The organism is Cronobacter sp. HA18003, assembly GCF_011605905.1.
In the GTDB taxonomy this organism is placed as follows: domain Bacteria; phylum Pseudomonadota; class Gammaproteobacteria; order Enterobacterales; family Enterobacteriaceae; genus Cronobacter; species Cronobacter sakazakii.
This window is the reverse complement of record NZ_JAANQO010000021.1, coordinates 440,900-458,241: the sequence shown is the minus strand read 5'-3', so window position 1 is coordinate 458,241 and position 17,342 is coordinate 440,900. Positions and strand designations below refer to the sequence as shown.

Genomic DNA, 17,342 nt, shown 5'->3' with positions numbered 1-17,342 from the left:
TGAGGCTCAGGCGGCGTTCTGCTCGTCTGGCAGTTTGGGCGTCAGCACACCCGGCTTGTTGTCGATGCGCGTCACCAGCAACTGGTCGATGCGGTAGTTATCGATATCCACCACTTCAAACTTATACCCGGAGAACTTCACCGCGTCGGTGCGTTTCGGGATTTTGCGCAGCATAAACATCATAAAGCCGCCGATGGTTTCGTAGTTGCCGGACTGCGGGAACTCGTCGATATCCAGCACACGCATGACGTCATCGATCGGCGTGCCGCCGTCAATCAGCCAGGAGTTCTCGTCGCGCGCGACGATCTGCTCTTCCAGCCCCTGACCGACCAGATCGCCCATCAGCGTGGTCATCACGTCGTTCAGCGTGATAAGCCCTACCACCAGCGCATATTCGTTCATGATAACCGCGAAGTCTTCACCCGCCGTTTTGAAGCTTTCCAGCGCCTCGGAGAGCGTCAGCGTATCCGGCACGATAAGCGTGTTGCGGATCTGTACGCCGCTGGTCAGCGCCAGGCTCTGGTTGGCCAGCACGCGGTTCAGCAGGTCTTTGGAATCGACATAACCGATGATGTGGTCGATATCCTGATTACAGACCAGGAACTTGGAGTGCGGATGCTCCGCCACTTTGTTCTTCAGGCTCTGCTCATCTTCATGGAGATCGAACCAGACGATGTTTTCGCGTGAGGTCATGGAGGACGGCACGGTGCGCGACTCCAGCTCAAACACGTTTTCGATAAGCTCGTGCTCCTGCTTGCGCAGGACACCCGCGAGCGCGCCAGCTTCCACCACCGCGTAGATATCATCAGAAGTGATGTCGTCTTTACGCTCCATCGGCAGTTTGAAGAGGCGGAAAATCACATTCGCCATGCCGTTAAAGAACCACACCAGCGGGCGGAACACGAACAGACAGAAGCGCATCGGGTTGATGATGCGCAAAGCCACGGCTTCTGGCGCAATCATACCGATGCGTTTCGGGGTCAGGTCGGCGAAGAGAATGAACAGGCTGGTGACGAGCGTAAAGGAGAGGATAAAGCTCACCTGCTCGGCGGCCTCAGGGGAGATAAACCGCACCAGCAGCGTGTAGAACGCCGGGGAAAACGCCGCATCGCCCACGATACCGCCAAGAATGGCGACGGCATTCAGGCCAATTTGCACCACGGTAAAGAAGGTGCCGGGGTTTTCCTGCATCTTCAGCACCCGTTGGGCGTTGATGTTGCCGTCATCGGCCAGCAGCTTGAGTTTGATTTTACGGGAGGCGGCAAGCGAGATCTCGGAAAGCGAGAAAAAGGAGCTGACGCCAATGAGACAAAGTATCAGTAAAATACTGTTTAACATATCTTATCCAGCCATCGCCGGATCCTCGGAAGGGAAGTTGATTATTGTGTGAAAACACGGTGAATGCAGGCTGTAGAGAAGGAGGCCTGCAAATTCAAAGGGTAGTATAGCGTAAGCCCCGGCGTGGCTGCCAGAGGGCTTGCGCAACGGGTGAAGAAAGCGCCCGCCGCGTAGGGAAATTGCGGCGGGCGTAAACGGTCAGATCTCCGGTACGTTTTCGTAGCCTGTCAGCATCAGCAGCAGGTTTTCTTTGGTGCCTGCCGGGTTAAAGCTGTAATTGCCGCCCTGGCGGTCACCGCCAATGTACCAGGCGATTTCGGTTTTCCCGGCAGCCAGCGCGGCCCGCACGGCTTTATCAACATCCACGTAGCGATAGATTCGCGCGTTATCGAGATACAGAATGCCGTCAGATTTGTAGTTACACGCCGGACGATTATTCCAGTTCACCTGATGCTCATCCCACTGCGTATCGGCCGGGTAGAAAAAGATCTGATTCGCGCCTTCGCCGTTTTTCCCGCCATAAATGCGAATTTTATATTTAAACAGTGCGGCATCGGCGTCGGTATAGCCTTCAGGCAGCGGCGGGATGGAAAATTTCACCAGCGACATGACCTCTTTATTGGCGGTGCGTCCCCCGTTGCGCCAGTCATCCTGCACCTGCAGCGTCGCCTCGTCACCAAAGTTACGGCCCGGCTCCGCGCTGCTGACAAACGTATCGGCGCTGGCGCGTTGGTAACTGAACGGAATATTGGTGCCGCAGTCCATATTTTTGTTCATGCATTCTTCGGTCATAAACTGCGCCGATTGCACCGGCCAGCCATTCATAAAGTCGCCATGAGCGGTGTAGATACTGCCCCATTTCTCAATGCGGGTTTCGCCATCCATTTGTGGGTCCATCGACAGCTGAATTTTTGCGGTATCAAGCGAGGTAATCTGTGGCAGAACCCAGGCGACGTTCATATTCACCGTCGGGATTTTCACCGGGAAGTCCGCCGGGCACGCGCCTGCGTCGTTGGTGTAAGTGGCGTTCATCCTGCCGCGTGCGGGTTTGAGGTTGACGCCATCCCAGCAGTTCGGGAACTGGATACCGATATTAAACTGTACCGCATCGCCTTTCTGGCGTAACCCGCAGACTTCGCCTGCCGTATTGGTATACCCCTTGCCATTGGCGCACAGAAAGGTGATGTGCCGGTTAGGCCCGGTGCCGTAATGATCGCCCGCCAGCAGCTCAAGACCGGGCGGGAAGGGGGTCAGGGGGTAAGTATCTACACTGGTGCTTTGATAGTAGGTTTTCTGGTAGGCAGGTTTGACGATTTGTCCGTCGGGCAACTTCATGGTGGGAACCCACCAGGCGGAGCTGTCCGCTTTGTTATTACAGGTATTATCCGGCTGGTTTCGCAGCCGGACATAATCGGAATAAGCGTCGGTATGGGTATTGCCAAAGAAGTCATGCAGCATGGCGTGGTTTGGCATGCCATACATCATGATGGCATCGTCGCCAGCGGTATGGTGGTAAGCACAGTCAACATCCGCCTGGGGACCGGCCCAGGCGGAAAGCGCACTAAGACCGGTCACCACCGGGATCAACGAACGTAACAGCGTGATGAGTTTCATAGCAGTTCTCCGCAACCAGTGTCGGTTGAGGGATAGCATGGGCGCGCCGCTTAACGCCTCTCATCACTTATCACAAATCCTGATAATACAATGATTGATAAATTGTTACGCCTCGGGGGGCAGGCACACGCCGATGCCGCCGATGCCGCAATAGCCGTACGGATTTTTGTGCAGATACTGCTGGTGTTCGTCTTCGGCATAGTAAAACGGTTTGGCCGGGGCGATTTCTGTCGTGATATGGCGATAGTCGCCCGCCGCTTCCATCGCCGCGCGGAACCGTTCGAGGCTCGCCTGTGCCGCGGCCTCTTGCTCCGGCGTTAACGGGTAGATCGCCGAACGGTATTGCGTCCCGACATCGTTGCCCTGACGCATCCCCTGCGCCGGATCGTGGTTTTCCCAGAACACCTGTAACAGCTGTTCGTAGCTGATGACGTTCGGGTCATAGACCACGCGCACCGCTTCGGCGTGCCCCGTCTGCCCGCTGCAGACTTCGCGGTAGGTCGGGTTTGGCGTATAGCCGCCGGTGTAGCCCGCCGCGGTGCTGTAGACGCCCGGCAGCGCCCAGAAGAGTCTCTCCACGCCCCAGAAGCAGCCCATCGCGAATAACGCCACCTCCATTCCCTCCGGCACATTGGTCATTGAGTGTCCGGTCACGGTATGCAACGCTGCCACCGGCATACGGGTGTTACGCCCCGGCAGAGCCTCTTCTTCGGTAATCATTTGTTTCTTATCAAAAAAACTCATAGGGCCGACCTCCTGAAAAATGTTAAGCGTGCAAATTCTCGCCTGCGGTTGTCACGAAGCGGCTCTTTGCCCACAATAAACCTCTTAAATGCGACTAAATTAAACATAAGAAATATTTGGGTGATCGTCTTCATTTCAACTCCATTTACCGGAGTTTTGTCAGGCCGCGGAGCGGCATCAGGTTTCCTCCCGGGAGTGGGAATAAGGGATATTCAGGAGAGAACGTGCCATTAATCCGTAACTTGTGCTGGGCCACGCTGCTGGTGGCGGGCGCCTCGACCGCTGCGCCTGTCCGTTTGCAGGTGGAAGGGTTGACCGGCGCGCTACAAAAAAACGTTCGCGCTCAGCTTTCCACGATTCAGACGGATGAGGTCACGCCGGACCGCCGCTTTCGCGCGCGCGTCGATGACGCCATCCGCAACGGGCTGAAAGCGCTGGGCTATTACGAACCGACCATTGATTTCGAACTGCGTGAACCGCCGCCGGGCGGACGTCGCCAGGTGTTGCTGGCGCGGGTTAACGCGGGCAAACCGGTGCTTATCGCCGGAACGAATGTGATTCTGCGCGGCGGCGCGCGCGACGATAAAGAGTATCTGGCGCTGCTGAAAAAGCGTCCCGCCATCGGCACAGTGCTGAACCATAACGACTACGACAGTTTCAAAAAAGGGCTGACCAGCCTGGCGCTGCGTCGGGGCTATTTCGACAGCGAATATAAAAAGAGCCAGCTTGGCGTTTCGGTGGAGCGTCGCGAGGCGTTCTGGGATATCGATTACGACAGCGGGCAGCGCTACCGCTTCGGCGATGTCACCTTCAGCGGCTCGCAGATCCGCGAAGAGTATCTGCAAAACCTGGTGCCGTTTAAAAAGGGCGATTATTACCAGTCAAGCGACGTGGCGGAGCTGAGCCGCCGTTTATCCGCCACCGGCTGGTTTAACTCGGTCGTCGTGGCGCCGGAATTTGAAAAATCCCGGAAGACCAAAGTGCTGCCGCTGCGGGGCGTGGTCTCGCCGCGCATTAAAAATACCGTCGAAGTGGGCGCGGGGTACTCCACTGACGTCGGTCCGCGTCTCAAAGCGAACTGGCGCAAACCGTGGATCAACTCTTACGGCCACAGTCTTACCACCTCGACCAGTATCTCCGCGCCGGAGCAGCAGCTTGATTTCAGCTATAAAATGCCGCTGCTGAAGAACCCGCTGGAGCAATATTATCTGGTGCAGGGCGGCTTTAAGCGCACCGATCTCAACGACACCGAAGCAGATTCCACCACGCTTGCCGTCTCCCGCTACTGGGATCTCTCAAGCGGCTGGCAGCGCGCCATTAACCTGCGCTGGAGTCTGGATCACTTTACCCAGGCCAATGTCACCCATACCACGATGCTGCTCTATCCGGGCGTGATGCTAAGCCGCACTCGTTCACGCGGTGGCCTGATGCCGACGTGGGGCGATTCACAGCGCTATTCCATTGACTACTCTGACTCCGCCTGGGGCTCTGACGTCGATTTCGTCGTCCTGCAGGCGCAAAACGTCTGGATACGCACGCTCTATGACAAACATCGCTTTGTGGCGCGCGGCAACCTCGGCTGGATAGAAACCAACGACTTTGAGCGCGTGCCGCCGGACCTGCGCTTCTTCGCGGGCGGCGACCGCAGCATCCGCGGTTATAAATATAAATCTATCTCTCCCAAAGATGACGACGGCAAGCTGACCGGCGCCTCGAAGCTCGCTACCGGCTCGCTGGAATACCAGTACAACGTGACCGGCAAATGGTGGGGCGCGGTGTTTGTCGATTCCGGCGAAGCCGTCAACGACATCAAGCAAAGCAATTTCAAAACCGGCGCGGGCGTCGGGGTGCGCTGGCAGTCGCCGGTCGGGCCCATCAAGGTGGATTTCGCGGTGCCCGTTGGCGACAAAGAGGAGCATGGTTTGCAGTTTTACATCGGTCTGGGGCCTGAATTATGAGTCGTATGAAAAAAATCAGCCTCGCCGTTCTGGCCGTTGTCGTGCTGCTTATCGCAACCGTTGGCTTTCTGGTGGGCACCACGACAGGTTTACATCTGGTTTTTAACGCCGCTAATCGCTGGGTGCCGGGGCTGGATATCGGGCGCGTCACCGGCGGCTGGCGCGACCTGACTATCACCTCGCTGCGCTACCAGCAGCCGGGCGTGGACGTTAACGCTGGCGAAATTCATCTTTCCGTGAAGCTCGCCTGCCTGCGCGACAGCAGCCTGTGCGTGAATGATTTCTCACTGAAAGATATCAACGTGGTCGTCGATACCAAAAAAATGCCGCCAGCGGCGAAAGTGGAAGAAGAAGAGAGCGGGCCGCTTGATCTCTCCACGCCGTACCCGATTACGCTGAGCCGGGCGGCGCTGCATAACGTCAACATTAAAATCGACGATACGCTGGTGTCGGTGATGGATTTCAGCTCGGGCCTCGCCTGGGAGAGCCGCAATCTGACGCTCAAACCGACCTCGTTACAGGGGCTACTCATCGCGCTGCCCAAAGCGGCGGATGTGGCGCAGGAGGAGGTGATCGAGCCGAAGGTGAATAACCCGCAGCCGCAGGAGAAACCGCTCGGCGAGACGCTGCGTGAGCTGTTCGCTAAACCTGTCCTGCCGGAGATGACGGATGTCCATCTGCCGCTCAACCTGACGGTGGAAAATTTTCACGGCGAGCAGCTGCGCCTGACTGGCGACACCGATATTACGGTCAGTAATCTGCTGTTGAAAATCAGCAGCGTGGATGGCGTCACGAAGCTCGACACGCTGGATATCGATTCGAATCAGGGCACGGTTAACGCCACCGGCAGCGCGGAGCTGCGCAACAACTGGCCGGTCGATATTACGCTTAACAGCACGCTGAACGTGGAGCCGCTCAAGGGCGAGAAAGTGAAGCTCAAAGTGGGCGGCGCGCTGCGCGACCAGCTGGAGTTCGGCGTCAATCTTTCCGGCCCGGTGGATGTGGTGCTGCGCGGGCAGACGAAACTTGCCGAAGCGGGCTTGCCGCTCAATCTGGATATTACCAGCGAGCAGCTCTACTGGCCGCTCACTGGCCCGAAACAATATCAGGCTGACGATCTTAAACTGAAGCTTTCCGGCAAAATGACCGATTACGCGCTGTCGTTCCGTACCGCCGTGAAAGGCGATCAGCTGCCGCCCGCCACCATTACGCTTGACGGCAAAGGCAATGAACAGCAGATCAACATTGATAAGCTGGATGTCGCGGCGCTGCAGGGCCACACCACGCTGACCGCGTTGCTCGACTGGCAGCAGGCCATCAGCTGGCGCGGCGAACTGGCGCTGAAAGGCATTAACACCGCCAAACAGTACCCGGAGTGGCCGTCGAAGCTTGACGGGCTGATGAAGCTGCGCGGCAGCCTCTATGGCGGCACCTGGCAGCTTGATGTGCCGGAGCTGAAGCTTGCGGGCAACGTTAAGCAGAATAAGGTGAAGGTCGACGGGCAGCTTAAGGGCAACAGCTATCTTCAGTGGACCATCCCCGGCCTGCATCTGGAATTAGGGCGCAATAAAGCGGACGTGAAGGGCGAGCTGGGCGTTAAAGACTTGGCGCTGGACGCGACGATTGACGCGCCGGCGCTGGATAACGCGCTGCCGGGGCTTGGGGGCACAGCGAAAGGGCTGGTGAAAATTCGCGGTAACGTCGAGGCACCGGAACTTAACGCCGATGTCACCGCGCGCAACCTGCGCTGGCAGGAGCTCTCCGTCGCGCAGGTGCGCCTGCTTGGCGATGTGAAATCCACCGATCAGATCGGCGGCTCGCTGGATCTGCGCGTTGAGCGTCTGGTGCAGGGCGATATCAACCTGCGGCTGATTACGCTCGCCGCCAAAGGCAATGAAAAGTCACATCAGATGGCGCTGCGCGTGCAGGGCGAGCCGGTCTCCGGGCAGCTCGACCTGCGCGGCAGCTTTGACCGTCAGGCGATGCGCTGGCGCGGCGAGATTGATAATACGCGTTTCGCCACGCCAGTCGGCCCATGGGCGCTAAGCCGCGCGCTGACGCTCGACTATCGCGGGCAGGAGCAGAAAATCGCCATCGGCCCGCACTGCTGGCGTAACCCGAACGCCGAGCTCTGCGTTCCGCAAACCATCGATGCGGGCGCGACCGGCCGGGCGCAGGTGAATCTCAACCGTTTCGATCTGGCCATGATCAAACCGTTTATGCCGGAAGAGACGCAGGCGAGCGGGCTTTTCACCGGTAAAGCGGATGTCAGCTGGGATACCACAAAAGAAGGGCTGCCGCAGGGACAGGTGCAGCTCGCCGGGCGCGGGGTTCGCGTGACGCAACTGGTGAACGGCAATCCGCTGCTGGTGGCGTTCGACACGCTGAACCTGAACGCGGAGCTGCGTAATAACCGTGCGCGGCTCAACTGGCTGATTCGTCTCGCTAATAACGGCCAGTTCGACGGTGATATTCAGGTGGCGGACCCACAGGAGCGCCGCAATCTTTCCGGGAATATCAATATCCGTAATTTCTCGCTCGCTATCGCCAACCCGGTCTTTTCGCGCGGCGAGAAAGCGGCGGGTATTCTGAGCGCGAACCTGCGGCTTGGCGGCGACGCCCGCCAGCCGCAGCTGTTCGGCCAGATGCAGCTTAACGGTGTGGATATCGAGGGCAACTTTATGCCGTTCGATATGCAGCCGAGCCAGCTTGCCATGAACTTCAATGGCATGAGTTCGACGCTGCAGGGCGTGGTGCGCACGAAGCAGGGCGAAATCGCGCTGAACGGTAACGCCGACTGGAGCCAGATCGATAACTGGCGCGCCCGAGTGGCGGCGCGCGGCAGCCGCGTGCGGATCACCGTGCCACCGATGGTGCGCCTGGACGTTTCGCCGGATGTGGTGCTGGAGGCGACGCCAAGCCTGATTACGCTTGATGGCCGCGTGGATGTGCCGTGGGCGCGCATCGTGGTACACGATCTGCCGGAAAGCGCGGTGGGCGTCTCCAGTGATGAAGTTCTGCTCGATGAAAATCTGAAACCGGAAGAGGAGCAGCACGCTTCCATTCCGATCAATAGTAATCTCATCGTTCACGTTGGGAACAACGTGCGGATAGATGCTTTTGGGCTGAAGGCGCGTCTCACCGGCGATCTGAAAGTCGCGCAGGATAAACAGGGGCTGGGCCTGAACGGGCAGATTAATATTCCGGAAGGGCGCTTCCACGCTTACGGCCAGGATCTGCTGGTGCGTAAGGGTGAGCTGCTGTTCTCCGGCCCGCCGGACCGGCCACTCCTGTATATCGAGGCGATCCGTAACCCTGATGCCACCGAAAACGATGTGATCGCTGGCGTGCGCGTAACTGGCGAAACCGACGAGCCGAAGGTGGAAGTCTTCTCCGACCCGGCAATGTCGCAGCAGGAGGCGCTCTCTTATCTCTTGCGCGGGCAGGGACTTGAGAGCGGGCAGAGCGACAGCGACGCCATGACGTCCATGCTGATTGGCCTGGGGGTTGCACAAAGTGGTCAGGTTGTGGGTAAAATCGGCGAGACGTTTGGCGTAAGCAATCTGGCGTTGGACACCGAAGGGGTGGGCGATTCCTCCCAGGTGGTGGTCAGCGGCTATGTACTGCCGGGTCTCCAGGTGAAATACGGCGTGGGCATTTTTGACTCGCTGGCGACGCTCACGCTAAGGTATCGCCTGATGCCTAAGCTATATCTGGAAGCGGTGTCTGGCGTAGATCAGGCACTTGATGTGCTCTATCAGTTTGAGTTTTAGCAATGCGAATATTTGTCTACGGCAGTTTACGACGCAAACAAGGCAACAGCCACTGGATGACCAACGCCCAGTGGCTGGGCGATTATGACATCGAAAACTACCAGCTCTTCAGTCTGGGGCATTACCCTGGGGCAGTGCCAGGCGAAGGCTCGGTAGTCGGCGAAGTGTATCGCATCGATGCCACGACGCTTGCGGAGCTGGATGCGTTGCGCACCGCGCGCGGTGAATATAAACGCCAGCTTATCCAGACGCCGTACGGCAGCGCCTGGATGTATGTTTACCAACGACCAACTGAAGGGCTGACCCGCATCGAAAGCGGCAACTGGCTCGACAGGTAAAATCGTTCTTCCTCGAAAACCACGCTTCGGCGTGGTTTTTTAATGGGCGACGTTATACGCACGGACTTTTACCCCTGCCGTAAATCTGCGCTGTCATAAAACTGCCATAAAAGTTTTAGCGTGACTAATTAAGTACTTAACTGCTGCTACCATTTTCGCGTGTTTCCGTCCCATAAAGCTCGTATTTCGCAGGCCGATAGATCCGAAGCGCCCCTTTCAGGCGTGCCTACACCATGGGAAACAGAGTATGAAATTAAACCACCTGACAATCGGGCAACGACTCGGTCTGCTGGCGGCGTTACTGCTTGTCGCGGTGCTCTTTATCGGCATTCGCGGTCTGACTATCAACGCCGACGGGCTTGAGCAAAACAACAACATTATGGCCACGGAAAAGGTGATAGCAGAGAGCATCGACACCGCGCGGAACGCGCAGGTGCAGTTCAAAATCCAGGTACAGGAGTGGAAAAACACGCTGCTGCGCGGCACGCAGGGGCAGGCGGCGTTTGATAAATACAAAGCCGCGTTTGTCGATCAGAGCGATAAAACCCAGGCGCTGTTAAACCGTCTTGCGACGCTGCTGCCGCAGCTTGGCATGGGCGTGGATGAGGTGCGCCAGACTATCGCAAAGCACGAGGAGCTTGAAAAAAGCTATCTGGCGGCGATTGCGCAATACAATATCGCCGACCCGACGAGCGCCCAGCATGTCGATAAGCTGGTGAGCGGTATCGACCGCGAGCCGACCCGGATGATTGATGACGTCGTCGCGAAAACGCTGAAGCAGGCGGATGCGCTGACCCGTCAGACCGAGGCGCGCAACCTGGCGCAGTATCAGCAGACTCGCACGATGCTGCTTATTACGATGGCGCTGACGCTTATCGCGAGCATTCTGATCACCTTCTGGCTGGTGCGCAGCATCACGCGCCCGCTGGCGCAGGCCGTGATTATTGCTCGTAACGTTGCTGCCGGTGATTTGCAAACGACAATCACCGTCAGCGGCCGCGATGAGACCGCTGAGCTGATGGGCGCGCTCCAGGAGATGAACGGTAACCTCACCCGCATCGTCTCTGGCGTGCGCAGCGGCACAGAGACCATCGCCACCGCGTCGGCGCAAATCGCCACCGGCAGCCGTGAGCTTTCAGCACGCAACGAAGCGCAGGCGAGCGCGCTGGAAGAGACCGCGGCGTCGATGGAAGAGCTGACGTCGGTGGTGAAAAACAACGCTGAGAACTCGCGCTTTGCGAGCGATATCGCGCGCGATGCCTGCCAGGTGGCCGGGCAGGGTGGCGAAGTGGTTGAGCGCGTGGTGCAGACCATGAGCGAAATCCACCAGTTCTCTACCGAAATTAGCAACATTATCAGCGTTATCGACGGTATTGCCTTCCAGACCAATATTCTGGCGCTCAACGCCGCGGTCGAAGCGGCGCGCGCAGGCGCGGAAGGACGCGGCTTTGCGGTCGTGGCGGCGGAAGTGCGCGCGCTGGCGCAGCGTTCCAGCTCGGCGGCGCAGGATATCCGTAACCTGATTGACCGTTCCGTGAGCCGTATCGCCGAGGGCAACAGCCTGGTGAAAGGCGCAGGCAGCGCGATGGAAGATATCCTGAAAAGCGTGCAGCGCGTGAGCGAGCTGGTGGAAACCATTTCGATGGCGAACCGCGAGCAGAGCACCGGTATCGATCAGGTTAATATTGCCGTGACGCAGATGGACGCCTCGACGCAGCAGAATGCCGCGCTGTCGCAGGAGTCCGCCGCGGCGGCGCAGTCGATGCAGTATCAGGCCGAGAAGCTGCTGGATTCCGTCAGCGTCTTCCGTCTGGCGGCGCACCGGGACGAAGCGCTGGCGTAACGCCCATAAAAAAACACCGCCTTCGGGCGGTGTTTTTTCATTCGCGGCGAATTACTTCTTCGCGCGTTCGAAAGAGGCGCGGATCTCTTCTTTAGCGGCTTCGGCGTTATCCCAGCCTTCCACTTTGACCCACTTGCCTTTTTCCAGATCTTTGTAGTGTTCAAAGAAGTGGGTGATCTGCGCTTTCAGCAGTTCCGGCAGATCGTTCACGTCTTTGATGTGATCGTATTCTTTAGAGAGTTTAGTGTGCGGTACCGCAACCAGTTTGGCGTCTTCGCCAGACTCGTCGGTCATTTTCAGTACGCCAACCGGACGGCAGCGGATCACAGAGCCCGGCTGCAGCGGGTACGGCGTCGGGACCAGCACGTCAACCGGGTCACCGTCCAGAGACAGGGTGTGGTTGATGTAGCCGTAGTTGCACGGGTAGAACATCGCGGTGGACATAAAACGGTCAACGAACAGCGCGCCGCTCTCTTTGTCCACTTCGTATTTGATAGGATCAGCGTTAGCCGGAATTTCAATAATAACGTAGATGTCTTCCGGCAGATCTTTGCCCGCAGGTACGTTCAGTAAGCTCATGTCTGTTTCCTTAAAAATGTATGGCAAACAAGTGCCAGGTATTATAGCCAACTGCAATGGAAAGTCGTGGACTCTTTTGTTTCACCGGTGAGCCTGCTGCACCTTTCAGCGTTTTCCCATGACACGTTCATCCATAAAGCCAGCTGCATCCTCAATAAATTACTGAAAACGTTTACATTACGCCTCTGGCGACCGTTTTTACGCTAAATATTTTTGCCCGATGCCGCGCTGGCGCTTGCCGCGCCGTATCCCGGCTGGCGTTAAATCCCGCCCCTTCTGAATTTTAACTTTTTCGTTACTTTTTTGAATTGTGATGTAACGCATTCAGTTACATCCACGCTTGTCTATAGTTTCGCCACAGGTGGACTCTTACCCAACAATAACCCTACGAGGATACCCTTATGTGGAAGCGCTTACTTGTTGTCACAGCAGTTTCGGCAGCCATGTCGTCTATGGCATTGGCTGCCCCGTTAACCGTGGGATTTTCTCAGGTCGGCTCTGAATCGGGCTGGCGCGCGGCGGAAACCAGCGTTGCGAAAAGCGAGGCGCAGAAGCGCGGCATTACGCTGAAAGTCGCTGATGGCCAGCAGAAGCAGGAGAACCAGATTAAAGCGGTGCGTTCGTTTATCGCCCAGGGCGTGGACGCGATCTTTATCGCGCCTGTGGTGGCGACCGGCTGGGAGCCGGTGCTGAAAGAGGCGAAAGACGCGGAGATCCCGGTGATCCTCCTCGACCGTTCCATTGATGTCAAAGACAAGTCGCTCTACATGACGACCGTTACCGCCAACAACGTGCTGGAAGGCAAGCTTATCGGCGACTGGCTGGTGAAAACCGTCGCGGGCAAACCGTGTAACGTCGTGGAGTTGCAGGGCACCGTGGGCGCGAGCGTGGCTATCGATCGTAAGAAAGGGTTTGCCGAGGCGATTTCCAAAGCGCCGAACATCAAGATTATCCGTTCTCAGTCCGGCGACTTTACGCGCTCGAAGGGCAAAGAGGTGATGGAGAGCTTTATCAAGGCCGAGAACAACGGCAAAAACATCTGCATGGTTTACGCGCATAACGACGATATGGCGATCGGCGCCATTCAGGCCATCAAAGAGGCCGGGCTGAAGCCGGGCAAAGATATCCTGACGGGCTCCATCGACGGCGTGCCGGATATTTTCAAAGCGATGGCGGATGGCGAGGCGAACGCGAGCGTAGAGTTGACGCCGAACATGGCCGGCCCGGCGTTCGACGCGCTGGAGAAATTCAAGAAAGACGGCACGCAGCCTCCGAAGCTGACGATTACCGAGTCGGTGCTGTATCTGCCGGATACCGCCAAAGAGATGTTAGAGAAGAAGAAAACGATGGGGTATTGATTGACCAGCGTGACGGGTTTTTGAGGTGTTCTTACGGCGGCGGGTGCGCGTTGCTTACCCGCCCTACCTGTCAAAAAGCGGGCAATATGTAGGGCGGGTAAGCGTAGCGCACCCGCCAGCAGGCGTAAGTTTTGTAGGGCGGGTAAGCGTAGCGCACCCGCCGTGTCCAGGCAGCGCACCCGCCGCGCCAACCAACATCACGCTAACCGCAACACGCCAGGCTCAGGCAACAGGAGAGTCCGACCATGAATAACGACAACCATCAGGAAATCCTGCGAACGGAAGGCCTGAGCAAAACGTTTCCCGGCGTAAAGGCGCTCGACCATGTCGATTTCAGCCTGCGGCGCGGGGAGATCATGGCGCTGCTCGGGGAAAACGGGGCCGGAAAATCGACGCTGATTAAAGCGCTCACCGGCGTTTATCAGCCCGACGGCGGCACCATTTATCTCGGTGGCGAGGCCGTGCGGCCGCGCAACACCGCGCACGCGCAACAGCTTGGCATCGGCACCGTATACCAGGAAGTTAACCTGCTGCCCAACATGTCGGTGGCGGACAACCTGTTTATTGGCCGCGAGCCGCGCCGTTTTGGCCTGCTGCGCCGCAAAGAGATGGAAAAACGCGCCACGGCGCTGCTCGAATCCTACGGATTTCATCTTGACGTTCGCGAGCCGCTGAACCGCTTTTCGGTCGCGATGCAGCAGATCGTTGCCATTTGCCGCGCCATTGATCTCTCGGCGCGCGTGCTGATCCTTGATGAACCCACCGCCAGCCTCGACGCCAAAGAGGTCGAGATGCTCTTTACCCTGATGCGTCAGCTGCGCGCGCAGGGCGTCAGCCTTGTCTTCGTCACGCACTTTCTCGATCAGGTCTATGAAGTCACGGATCGCATCACGGTGCTGCGTAACGGGAAATTTGTCGGCACGCGCGACACCGCCGACCTGCCGCAAATCGAACTGGTGAAAATGATGCTGGGGCGCGAGCTTGAGAGCAACGCGCTGCAGCGCGCCGGGCGCACGCTGCTTAGCGAAAAACCGGTCGCGGCGTTTCACGATTACGGCAAAAAAGGCGTTATCGCGCCGTTTTCGCTGGAAGTGCGCCCCGGCGAAATCGTCGGCCTGGCGGGCCTGCTCGGCTCCGGGCGTACCGAAACGGCGGAAGTCATCTTCGGCATCCATCCGGCAGACAGCGGCACGGCGACCATTAAAGGCAAACCGCAAACGCTGCGCTCGCCGCAGCAGGCGTCACGGCTCGGGATCGGCTTTTGCCCTGAAGACAGGAAAACCGACGGCATCATCGGGGCCGCCTCGGTGCGCGAAAACATCATTCTGGCGCTGCAGGCCCAGCGCGGCTGGCTGCGCCCGATCCCGCGGCGCGAGCAGGATGAGATCGCCGCCCGCTTTATTCGCCAGCTCGGCATCCGCACGCCGGGCCCGGAACAGCCGATTGAATTTCTCTCCGGCGGCAACCAGCAAAAAGTCCTGCTGTCGCGCTGGCTGCTGACGAAACCGCAGTTTTTGATCCTCGACGAGCCGACGCGCGGCATCGACGTCGGCGCCCATGCGGAGATCATCCGGCTTATCGAAACCTTGTGCGCCGACGGGCTGGCTCTGCTGGTCATCTCGTCTGAGCTGGAAGAACTGGTGGGCTACGCCGACCGGGTGATTATCCTGCGCGACCGCCAGCAGGTGGCGGAGATCCCGCTTGAGGATCTCTCGGTCGGCGCCATTATGAATGCCATTGCGGCATAAGGAGCTACGCGTGATGCCTCGTTCATTACCGGATACGGGCGCGCCGAAGCGGCGCTTACGCTTCCCGCCCGGCATGCCGCAAATCGCGGCGCTGATGCTGGTGCTGCTGGTTGACGGCCTGGTGGCGGATCACTTTTTCCAGATTGTGTTGCAGGACGGGCGGCTCTTCGGTAGCCCGATAGATATCCTCAACCGCGCCGCCCCCGTGGCGCTGCTGGCGATTGGCATGACGCTCGTCATCGCCACCGGCGGGATCGACCTCTCCGTCGGCGCGGTGATGGCGATTGCGGGCGCGACCGCCGCGACGCTGACCGTAGGCGGGCACAGTCTTGCCGTCGTGATTCTGGCGTCGCTCGGCGTCGGCGTGCTGGCCGGTCTCTGGAACGGCATCCTGGTGGCGGTGCTGAAGATCCAGCCTTTCGTGGCGACGCTGATACTGATGGTCGCCGGGCGCGGTGTGGCGCAGCTCATTACATCCGGGCAGATCGTCACGTTCAACTCACCGTCGCTCGCCTGGCTTGGCAGCGGTTCGCTCTTTTTCTTCCCGACGCCGGTCATTATCGCGATTCTGACGCTGCTGGCGTTCTGGCTTTTTACCCGCAAAACCGCGCTCGGCATGTTTATTGAAGCCGTTGGTATCAATATTCGTGCGGCAAAAAACGCGGGCGTCAGTACGCGGCTTATCGTCATGCTCACCTATATGCTGAGCGGCCTGTGCGCGGCGATTGCCGGGATCATCGTCGCGGCGGATATCCGCGGCGCGGACGCTAACAACGCCGGGCTGTGGCTTGAGCTCGATGCCATTCTGGCGGTGGTGATTGGCGGCGCGTCGCTGATGGGCGGGCGCTTTAACCTGGCGCTGTCGGTCGTCGGCGCGCTGATTATTCAGGGGATGAACACCGGGATTCTGCTGTCGGGCTTTCCGCCGGAGCTGAATCAGGTGGTGAAAGCGGTGGTGGTGCTGTGCGTGCTGATTGTCCAGTCGCCACGATTTATTGGTCTGATTAAAGGAGTGCGCCGCTATGATAAAACGTAATCTGCCGCTGACCATCACGCTCGCGGTGTTTGTGCTCGGCTACCTCTACTGCCTGACGCAGTTCCCCGGTTTCGCCTCCACGCGCGTGATTTGCAATATCCTGACCGATAACGCGTTTCTTGGGATCATCGCCGTCGGCATGACGTTTGTGATCCTCTCGGGCGGGATCGATCTCTCGGTTGGTTCGGTGATCGCCTTCACCGGCGTGTTCCTCGCCAAAGCGATCGGCTTCTGGGGCATGTCGCCGCTGGTGGCGTTCCCACTGATCCTGCTGATGGGCTGCGCGTTCGGCGCGCTGATGGGCTGGCTTATCAATGCGCTGAAAATCCCGGCGTTTATTATTACGCTCGCGGGCATGTTCTTTCTGCGCGGCGTCAGTTATCTGGTGTCTGAGGAGTCGATCCCGATTAACCACCCGATTTACGACACGCTCTCAAGCCTCGCGTGGAAAATCCCCGGCGGCGGACGGCTTAGCGCAATGGGCCTGCTGATGCTGGGCGTGGTGGTTATAGGTATTTTCCTCGCGCACCGCACCCGTTTTGGCAACCAGGTGTACGCCATCGGCGGCAGCGCCACGTCCGCCAACCTGATGGGTATCTCCACCCGCAGCGTCACCGTGCGTATTTATATGCTCTCGACCGGGCTTGCCACGCTCGCGGGCATTGTTTTCTCCATTTACACCTCGGCGGGCTACGCGCTGGCGGGCGTTGGCGTTGAGCTGGACGCCATCGCCTCGGTGGTCATCGGCGGCACGCTGCTCTCCGGCGGCGTGGGTACGGTGCTCGGCACGCTGTTTGGCGTGGCGATTCAGGGGCTTATCCAGACCTATATTAACTTCGACGGCACGTTGAGCTCCTGGTGGACCAAAATCGCCATTGGGCTGCTGCTGTTTATTTTTATCGCGCTGCAGCGCGGGCTGACGGTCCTGTGGGAAAACCGCCAGAGCGCCGAGGTCACGCGTGTGACGCCGCGCTAACTTTTCAGTTATAAGATATTGATCTGACTAAACTGTA

13 protein-coding genes are annotated in these 17,342 nt (G+C 58.5%); 8 read left to right on the top strand and 5 right to left on the bottom strand.

From position 1 onward, the window contains the following. Positions 1-6 precede the first annotated feature (6 nt). The 3 genes from G6041_RS13295 to msrA form a co-directional block, all read right to left on the bottom strand. A complete protein-coding gene (locus G6041_RS13295) occupies positions 7-1,338 on the bottom strand; it encodes a hemolysin family protein (protein ID WP_012123713.1) in 1,332 nt (443 codons plus the stop codon). Positions 1,339-1,536: 198 nt separating this feature from the next. Next, complete coding sequence (locus tag G6041_RS13290; protein ID WP_012123714.1) at positions 1,537-2,952, bottom strand: CBM96 family carbohydrate-binding protein; 1,416 nt, start codon at positions 2,950-2,952, stop codon at positions 1,537-1,539. 105 nt (positions 2,953-3,057) lie between these two features. Further along, on the bottom strand, positions 3,058-3,696 hold the full coding sequence (msrA, locus tag G6041_RS13285; RefSeq protein ID WP_007887408.1) for a peptide-methionine (S)-S-oxide reductase MsrA: 639 nt from the start codon (positions 3,694-3,696) through the stop codon (positions 3,058-3,060). Positions 3,697-3,920: 224 nt separating this feature from the next. Between msrA and tamA the strand changes: the two genes are divergently transcribed. The 4 genes from tamA to G6041_RS13265 all read left to right on the top strand — a co-directional run bounded on the left by tamA (position 3,921) and on the right by G6041_RS13265 (position 11,608). Further along, on the top strand, positions 3,921-5,654 hold the full coding sequence (gene tamA / locus G6041_RS13280) for an autotransporter assembly complex protein TamA (protein WP_014728014.1): 1,734 nt from the start codon (positions 3,921-3,923) through the stop codon (positions 5,652-5,654). Next, the gene (gene tamB / locus G6041_RS13275; protein WP_012123716.1) at positions 5,651-9,427 is read left to right on the top strand and encodes an autotransporter assembly complex protein TamB; all 3,777 of its coding nucleotides are present in this window, start codon (positions 5,651-5,653) and stop codon (positions 9,425-9,427) included. Before tamA ends, tamB begins: the two co-directional genes overlap by 4 nt. Before the next feature lie 2 nt (positions 9,428-9,429). Next, on the top strand, positions 9,430-9,765 hold the full coding sequence (locus G6041_RS13270) for a gamma-glutamylcyclotransferase family protein (RefSeq protein ID WP_004387569.1): 336 nt from the start codon (positions 9,430-9,432) through the stop codon (positions 9,763-9,765). A gap of 247 nt (positions 9,766-10,012) precedes the next feature. Next, complete coding sequence (locus tag G6041_RS13265) at positions 10,013-11,608, top strand: methyl-accepting chemotaxis protein (RefSeq protein WP_012123717.1); 1,596 nt, start codon at positions 10,013-10,015, stop codon at positions 11,606-11,608. A 51-nt stretch (positions 11,609-11,659) separates the two neighbouring features. Here G6041_RS13265 and ppa read toward each other — a convergent pair whose 3' ends face one another. Beyond that, a complete protein-coding gene (gene ppa, locus G6041_RS13260; RefSeq protein WP_004388179.1) occupies positions 11,660-12,187 on the bottom strand; it encodes an inorganic diphosphatase in 528 nt (175 codons plus the stop codon). 198 nt (positions 12,188-12,385) lie between these two features. Further along, on the bottom strand, positions 12,386-12,511 hold the full coding sequence (locus G6041_RS21590; RefSeq protein WP_007778280.1) for a hypothetical protein: 126 nt from the start codon (positions 12,509-12,511) through the stop codon (positions 12,386-12,388). Positions 12,512-12,588: 77 nt separating this feature from the next. Here G6041_RS21590 and ytfQ point away from each other — a divergent pair, with 77 nt between their 5' ends. From ytfQ to yjfF, 4 genes are all read left to right on the top strand, one after another. Continuing rightward, entirely contained in the window at positions 12,589-13,545 is a 957-nt protein-coding gene (gene ytfQ, locus G6041_RS13255; RefSeq protein WP_012123718.1) for a galactofuranose ABC transporter, galactofuranose-binding protein YtfQ, read from the top strand. 245 nt (positions 13,546-13,790) lie between these two features. Next, positions 13,791-15,293, top strand: coding sequence for a galactofuranose ABC transporter, ATP-binding protein YtfR (gene ytfR, locus G6041_RS13250; protein ID WP_012123720.1), 1,503 nt, complete (start codon positions 13,791-13,793; stop codon positions 15,291-15,293). 13 nt (positions 15,294-15,306) lie between these two features. Further along, on the top strand, positions 15,307-16,329 hold the full coding sequence (gene ytfT / locus G6041_RS13245) for a galactofuranose ABC transporter, ATP-binding protein YtfT (protein ID WP_041460365.1): 1,023 nt from the start codon (positions 15,307-15,309) through the stop codon (positions 16,327-16,329). Beyond that, positions 16,316-17,305 (top strand): galactofuranose ABC transporter, permease protein YjfF, encoded by a 990-nt coding sequence (gene yjfF / locus G6041_RS13240; RefSeq protein WP_012123722.1) that lies wholly within the window; start codon positions 16,316-16,318, stop codon positions 17,303-17,305. The genes ytfT and yjfF overlap by 14 nt, the downstream gene beginning before the upstream one ends. Positions 17,306-17,342: the final 37 nt, after the last annotated feature.